The 6,255-nt window shown below is 37.4% G+C and carries 6 protein-coding genes and 2 pseudogenes; all 8 read left to right on the top strand.

The features are described from left to right. Positions 1–192: 192 nt before the first annotated feature. Positions 193–1,111: pseudogene (locus ArsFIN_RS25025) on the top strand (Rpn family recombination-promoting nuclease/putative transposase); the annotation flags it as partial. A gap of 3 nt (positions 1,112–1,114) precedes the next feature. Continuing rightward, a complete protein-coding gene (locus ArsFIN_RS25020; protein ID WP_026823968.1) occupies positions 1,115–1,660 on the top strand; it encodes a ProQ/FINO family protein in 546 nt (181 codons plus the stop codon). 281 nt (positions 1,661–1,941) lie between these two features. Beyond that, complete coding sequence (gene parM, locus ArsFIN_RS25015) at positions 1,942–2,916, top strand: plasmid segregation protein ParM domain-containing protein (RefSeq protein WP_026823967.1); 975 nt, start codon at positions 1,942–1,944, stop codon at positions 2,914–2,916. 1 nt (position 2,917) lies between these two features. Next, the gene (locus ArsFIN_RS25010) at positions 2,918–3,445 is read left to right on the top strand and encodes a hypothetical protein (protein WP_026823966.1); all 528 of its coding nucleotides are present in this window, start codon (positions 2,918–2,920) and stop codon (positions 3,443–3,445) included. Positions 3,446–3,481: 36 nt separating this feature from the next. Continuing rightward, positions 3,482–3,967 (top strand): phospholipase D family nuclease, encoded by a 486-nt coding sequence (locus ArsFIN_RS25005; RefSeq protein WP_026823965.1) that lies wholly within the window; start codon positions 3,482–3,484, stop codon positions 3,965–3,967. A gap of 297 nt (positions 3,968–4,264) precedes the next feature. Further along, entirely contained in the window at positions 4,265–4,540 is a 276-nt protein-coding gene (locus ArsFIN_RS25000) for a hypothetical protein (RefSeq protein WP_135679047.1), read from the top strand. A 79-nt stretch (positions 4,541–4,619) separates the two neighbouring features. Next, positions 4,620–5,819 (top strand): annotated as a pseudogene (locus tag ArsFIN_RS28050) (IS91 family transposase). Between the two features lie 173 nt (positions 5,820–5,992). Next, positions 5,993–6,250, top strand: coding sequence for a hypothetical protein (locus ArsFIN_RS24990; protein ID WP_135679049.1), 258 nt, complete (start codon positions 5,993–5,995; stop codon positions 6,248–6,250). Positions 6,251–6,255 lie beyond the last annotated feature (5 nt).

Below are 6,255 nucleotides of genomic sequence, written 5' to 3'. Positions count from 1 at the left end.
GCAAAATTATGCACTTATTTTTTATTGAAAAATAAGTCTGAGGTTTTCAAAAAAAACACCCCGTGTGGTTAACGAGGTGTTTTGATGATAAGGATTAATGTCATGTAATGAAAAGATTGCTCGTTCAATATAGTGTATTCGTTTGTTATGATGCAATTTGTTATGTAAACAACGAAAATATCAGATGAGTAAAAATTTACCCCAACCCCACACGATGCCGTATTCAAGCAGTTTTTAAGCGAGAAAGAGACGGCAAAAGATTTCTTTGATATCTGGCTACCGGATGAGCTTAAAGCCTTGTGTGACTTGGATAGTCTGAAAGTGGAATCCGGCTCATTTGTCGATATCGAGATGAAAAACTACCAGAGTGATATTCTTTACTCAGTCAGCACTTCAAAGGGCAGCGGATATATCTATGTTTTGATTGAGCATCAGTCCAACCCTGATAAGCTCATTGCATGGCGATTAATGCGCTATAGCCTTGCTGCCATGCATAAGCATTTAGAGAATGGACATAAGCAATTACCGTTAGTTTTCCCTATCCTGTTTTATGCAGGTGAACAAAGTCCTCACCCCTATAGCACGAATTGGCTCAATTGCTTTGAGGACAAGGAACTAGCGAAGAGTATCTACACCAATCCCTTTAAGTTAGCCGATGTCACCACGCTTGATGATGGCGAGATTATGCAACATAAGCGCATGGCTTTGTTAACTTTGATACAAAAGCACATTCGCCGACGGGATATGACAGAGCTTCTTGATGAAATTGTGACACTGCTGTCGTATAATTATTATACTGATAATCAAGTCATCACGATGTTTAATTATCTCATCCAAGAAGGAAATGCAAAAGCCAATGGAATTTATCACTGAGATAGCGAAACAGTCAGAGAAACACGAAGGAGCACTTATGACTATTGCTCAAGCATTAAGACAAGAAGGTAAAATTGAAGGAATTCAAGAGGGAATTCAAGAGGGAATGCAAAAGGGCGAGAAACATGCATCGATGAAGATAGCACGGCAAATGCTAGAAAGTGGTATGGATAGGCAATCTGTGATGAAATTTACGGGTTTGACTGATGTCGAAATGAGCAATCTGTTTAAAGATTAAACCATGACGGAACGCCAGAAATTAAGCCTCAATCGCACTAGAAAGGCTTCACCAGAAAAACAGACCTCAAGTAATACTGTTTACGGTAAAAAGGTCTGGGTGAATGCTACGCACAAAAAACAGGCAAAAAAACCGAAACCCCAAAAGGTAGTAAAACAGCAGCCCAAGAAGCTGGTTGAAAAACCTAAACAGGCAGTGAAGGTTAAAATTCCAAAACCACCCATACCGCCTAAAAAGCGATTGCCGTTAGAGGAAGCGATTTCACAAATCAGCACGTTTTGGCCTTATCTTTTCCCTGATGGCAAGTTGTGCCCAATGAAAATTGGTATCCAGCAAGATATGTGGCAAGAAGTGAAAGAAAAGGGTTTCCCAATAGCCAGAAGGCGTTTGAGAGCCTGTTTAGGGAGTATTGGTCATCATACTGATTATCGCGCACTTATCCAGTTAGGGGCGTTTCGTTATGACAAAGACGGTCAGATAGTTGGAGAGGTCACCCAATCCGATGTTGACGATAATCTGCAACGTTTAGCTCGGCGAAATAAGCAATAAATCACTTAATCCTGAACGCTCTAAGAAATTAGAGTGTCTTGTGAACTGCTTTATCTATCACAATCACGTAATTTATACTTAAATATCACTTTTATAGTGTATTTTTTATATTTTATTGATTTTAGTTTTACATAAAATTACCTTATTATTTTATTTTATCACCTTTTTGGTTTTGTTTTTTTATGTTATTTAGTTTTAAGGTGATTAAATGGTTATTTTTTGTTTTAATTATCTTTTAAATTAGATATAATTTATTTTTTTAATTTTAAAAAGGAAATTCGATGAAAGTCTATTGTGATGATGGCTCGACAGCTACTAAATTAGCCTGGATTGAAGATGGAAAAATAAAGCTATTTGTTTTACAAAATGGGTTTGTAGAAAAGTGGAAAAACAATACCTTTGGCGAAGTTCACAATTATATTGTTAATGGCAAGAAATATTCTTACTCCCCCAATAGTGATGAAATTATTTCCACGACTAACATCAATTATCAGTATAGACCGATAAATACATTAGGTATTCAGGAAGCATTACAACAAAGTGGTTTAAAGCCACAAGAAATTGATTTGGTTGTGACTTTACCTATTACGGAATATTACAATACTGATGCTCAGGAAAATAAGGAAAATATCAGGAAAAAAATTAATAACTTAAAAGAAAAAGTCGAGTTAAATAATGGTGATGTTTTTACTTTTAATGATATCAAGGTGTTGCCGGAGTCAATTCCTTCTGTAGCGCCCATTTTATCCATTGATAATGTTCAAGAAAGGGAATTATCGCTGGTTGTTGATTTGGGCGGTACAACACTTGACTGTGGTTTAATACGTGGGGTTTTTAATGATGTCATTAAGACTACCGGAAATCAAAACTTAGGGGTAGGTCAAATTATAAAACAGGTTCAAAATGCCTTAATGATGGCAGATACTGAACTGAATTTTAATGATACGGATAGTCTTATTAGGGACATGGTAAAAAACCGGAATATAGCACAATATATTAATAATAAATCGATGATTTCCCATGTCAAAAAAGCATTGGAAATGGCTATGATGCAATTATCGGATAGTGTTATCGGTCATATTGAGGAAAATTACAAAAGTTTTCACCGTATTTATTTAACCGGAGGAGGCGCAGAATTTTTACTTTCTCCATTTAAAAAACATTGGCACGTATTGGGGGATAAGGTCAAGAAAATAGATGAACCACAAACTGCTTTAGTCAAAGCGTTGGGCGCACTGGATAGTGAAGATAATTAATATGAGTAATAAAAAGTTTTTTTTCTACCTAAATGAAGACATTGTGGGACAAAGAAAGGTCGTAGAGGCGCTTGAATCATATCGCAAAAAAACACCTGTTATTCGAGATGCTTTAATGTTGTATTTTGGTTTACGTGAGTTAGATGCAAGGTTGCCGAGTTTTTTATCAACGACGATTGAAAATGATGGTAATTTACATGATGTTCGAGCTGTTTTTGATGCATTTGCTGAAAATAATGAGGAAGTTAATGTTAATGAAATTGTTGCTTGGCAGAAAAGGACAATTAATCATTTAGATCCTAATGGTAAATGGTCTGAATGGATGCCAATAACGGAAGAAGAATATAAAAATAGTTTAATGGATCCTCAAAGTCATATTCAGGTTAGAGCACTACAGGGGAAAATTTATGGTGATGGCAGTTTGCAAAAAGAAATTATTGAACCAGTGATTGAAGGAAATAAAGAAGGTAAAAATGAGAAAATAAATCCGGAAAGTTTAAAAAACGCCAATCGATTTTTTTCAAAATAAATAGACTTTTTTTGATACGGATATAAAAAATGGAAAATAATTTTATTGTATTTTTTATTGTTACCCTCTGTCGTTAATGCAAAAGAAATTGAAGTGGGTTTTTCAACAACGGGGACGGCGTTAAATATTATTTTAAATGCGATTTATCAGGCAAAAAGGGATATTCATGTTGCTGCGTATAGTTTTACGAGCAAACCTGTTTCGTTAGCCTTATTAGAAGCCAAAAAAAGAGGCGTTAACATTAAAGTCGTTGCGGATAAAAAGGCAAATGGAAACAAATATACCGCCGTAACTTTTTTGAAGAACCATCAGATTGAAACTTGCTTAACAGATCATTACGCCATAATGCATAATAAATTTATGGTCATTGACACCAATACTGTTCAAACAGGTTCATTTAACTACAGTGCCAGCGCAGCAAAAAGAAATGCTGAAAATGTCATCGTGATAAATAACAAAGATGTCGCTAATGCTTATCAGCAAGAATTCAATCGACTTTACAACGAATGTTTGACTGGTTAATTTTTTTATCTCTCTAGCTCCTCCATCAATGTAATGCATGGAGGATTATTTTATCTTTGCTTAATATTTTTTTGATACGAACTCCACTACTTACATTCGTTTATTGATTATTTACTCCCCATTTTGTTTTTATGCGAATATGTCTTAATTGACATTCTTATCATAAGTTATGAATAAAATGCCTTTATTCAACTAAAGAATAGAAAAATGCATTAAATGCAAGGTATAATTAATGCAGGATAGGGATTATGATGCAAAATAGTACCATTTTGCTCATAATCCCCAAAAAACAAGGTTTTGCCTGAACTTGCAGTTGGCTCTCTTGGAGGAAAGATGAAACAAATAAAATTTTACTTAACAGATGAGCAATATGTACAAGCTGAGGTGATGGCAAAATCAAAAGGCTTTAAATCGGTTAATCAAATGGCTAAAGAGAAAACTCTTAAATTGGATAATGTAAAGACGAGTTTTGAGGTATCAAAAGAACAAAAAGTAACACGTACTACTGTCTCTTTGTATGAGTATGAAAGTACTGCACTAGAGTCATATGCAAAAGCGCACGGTAGAACATAAGCACACCTTTGGCGTGAGCATCGCGGCAAAGGCGCTCTATTTCTAGGCAATTCCCTTCTCGTCTTTTATACTCTGCTCTATGTACATCCCCAGACCTGCAAAACTGCTATTTCAATACGATGACGGATGGAACCTTTTCATCGAAAATAATCACGTGGATGAATGGCAACTACTCTCTGTCGAAAAGATGCTCGCCTGCAGCACCTGCGCTATGGGCGTTCGCCGTTATTGCTGTTCTTCACCTGAATGCTCTCATTCACGCTTCTTTTGTCAAACCTGTAAATCCAAAGCCTGCAGTGCGTGTGGCCTCAAAGGCACCGAACAGTGGATTGCCCAGCAGCGCCATATTTTGCCGGATTGCGAATGGCAACATATTACCCTCACTATGCCTCACCTACTTTGGCCTTTTTTTAACAATAACTGGTACTTGCTCAACCAACTCTTTCGCTGTGCAACCCGCGCCATGCTCAAAAACGCCAAGCGCTAAGGCCTCGAAATTGGCATTTTTTGTGCGCTGCATACTTACGGTCGCCAACTCAATCAACATCCGCATATTCATTTATCCGTCACGCGTGGGGGACTCACTCAATATGACACCTGGAAACCGATTTTCTTTAAAAAGAAAGACGTTGAAAAGGTCTGGCGCAGTGCGGTCATTCGACTCCTTAGGGATAACTATTTTCAGTTACAACCCAATAAATTGCCTGGCTTCGGGCACATTCGCAATTATCAGACCTGGTGCCGTTACCTCAATGCCCAGTTTCAACGTTATTGGAAAGTACATTTTGCCAAAAAGACACGCGGGGCCTGGCATAATGTGAAATATCTGGGCCGTTATCTTAAACGTCCCCCTATCTCCGCTTCTCAATTGAAACACTACAGCGGCGGCACCGTGGTTCATCATTACTATGACCACCACAGCCAACAATACAGACGACAGACCTTATCCCAAGAAGAAATGATACGGCGTTATGTCAGTCATATCCCTGCGCGACATTTTAAGATGATCCGTTATTACGGTTTTTTAGCCAATCGCAAACGCGGGTGCTTATTACCGAAGGTGTATGAGGCGTTAGACATGATATCTCCTAATGTGCCTGAAAAACCTGGGTTTGGGGCCCTTATCAAAGGTTTTTTAAATACTGACCCGTACCAATGTATTTTATGTGGAAACCGATTGCGGTTTATGAGTGCGGAAAAAGGAATACACGCCGTCACTTTACTGTCAGAAAGGCGGGATAAAATGGTCAAAAAACGATGGTTACAAACCGCAGCCTAGGAGCAGTGTGCCTATTATTAGGCTTTTAGATGATAATTTAACCGAATTACTGTTCTCATGGTTAATCAACGAGAAAACTGTCAGAATTTAATAGAAATATTAAGTTCAAAACACCTCCATTAATGCCTTACTGTATTGATTGAGATTCCTAACCATCAAGCCTAAGTCGTGAAATGGCCTTACGTTTAAGGCAAACGCTATTTCCAAAACATCCTTGTTTGTATCCATTTGAAATTGAAGCATTACGTAAAGTGAATAGTGAAGCAAAACGGATTGGTCGCAATATTGCCTATATCATTAAGGGAGGCAGATATTGTACGGTGAACGATACGGAATTTCGCCAAGACATTCGTCAGTTAATGGGTGTTATGTCTGATTTAGTGTCACAAGTAGAATCACTTCGTGACCATGCATTAAATCGTTTTGGGTGATTAAG

This window comes from Arsenophonus nasoniae (assembly GCF_004768525.1).
GTDB lineage: Bacteria > Pseudomonadota > Gammaproteobacteria > Enterobacterales > Enterobacteriaceae > Arsenophonus > Arsenophonus nasoniae.
The sequence above is the reverse complement of the archived record's forward strand: the minus strand, read 5'-3'. Positions and strand labels throughout refer to the sequence as shown.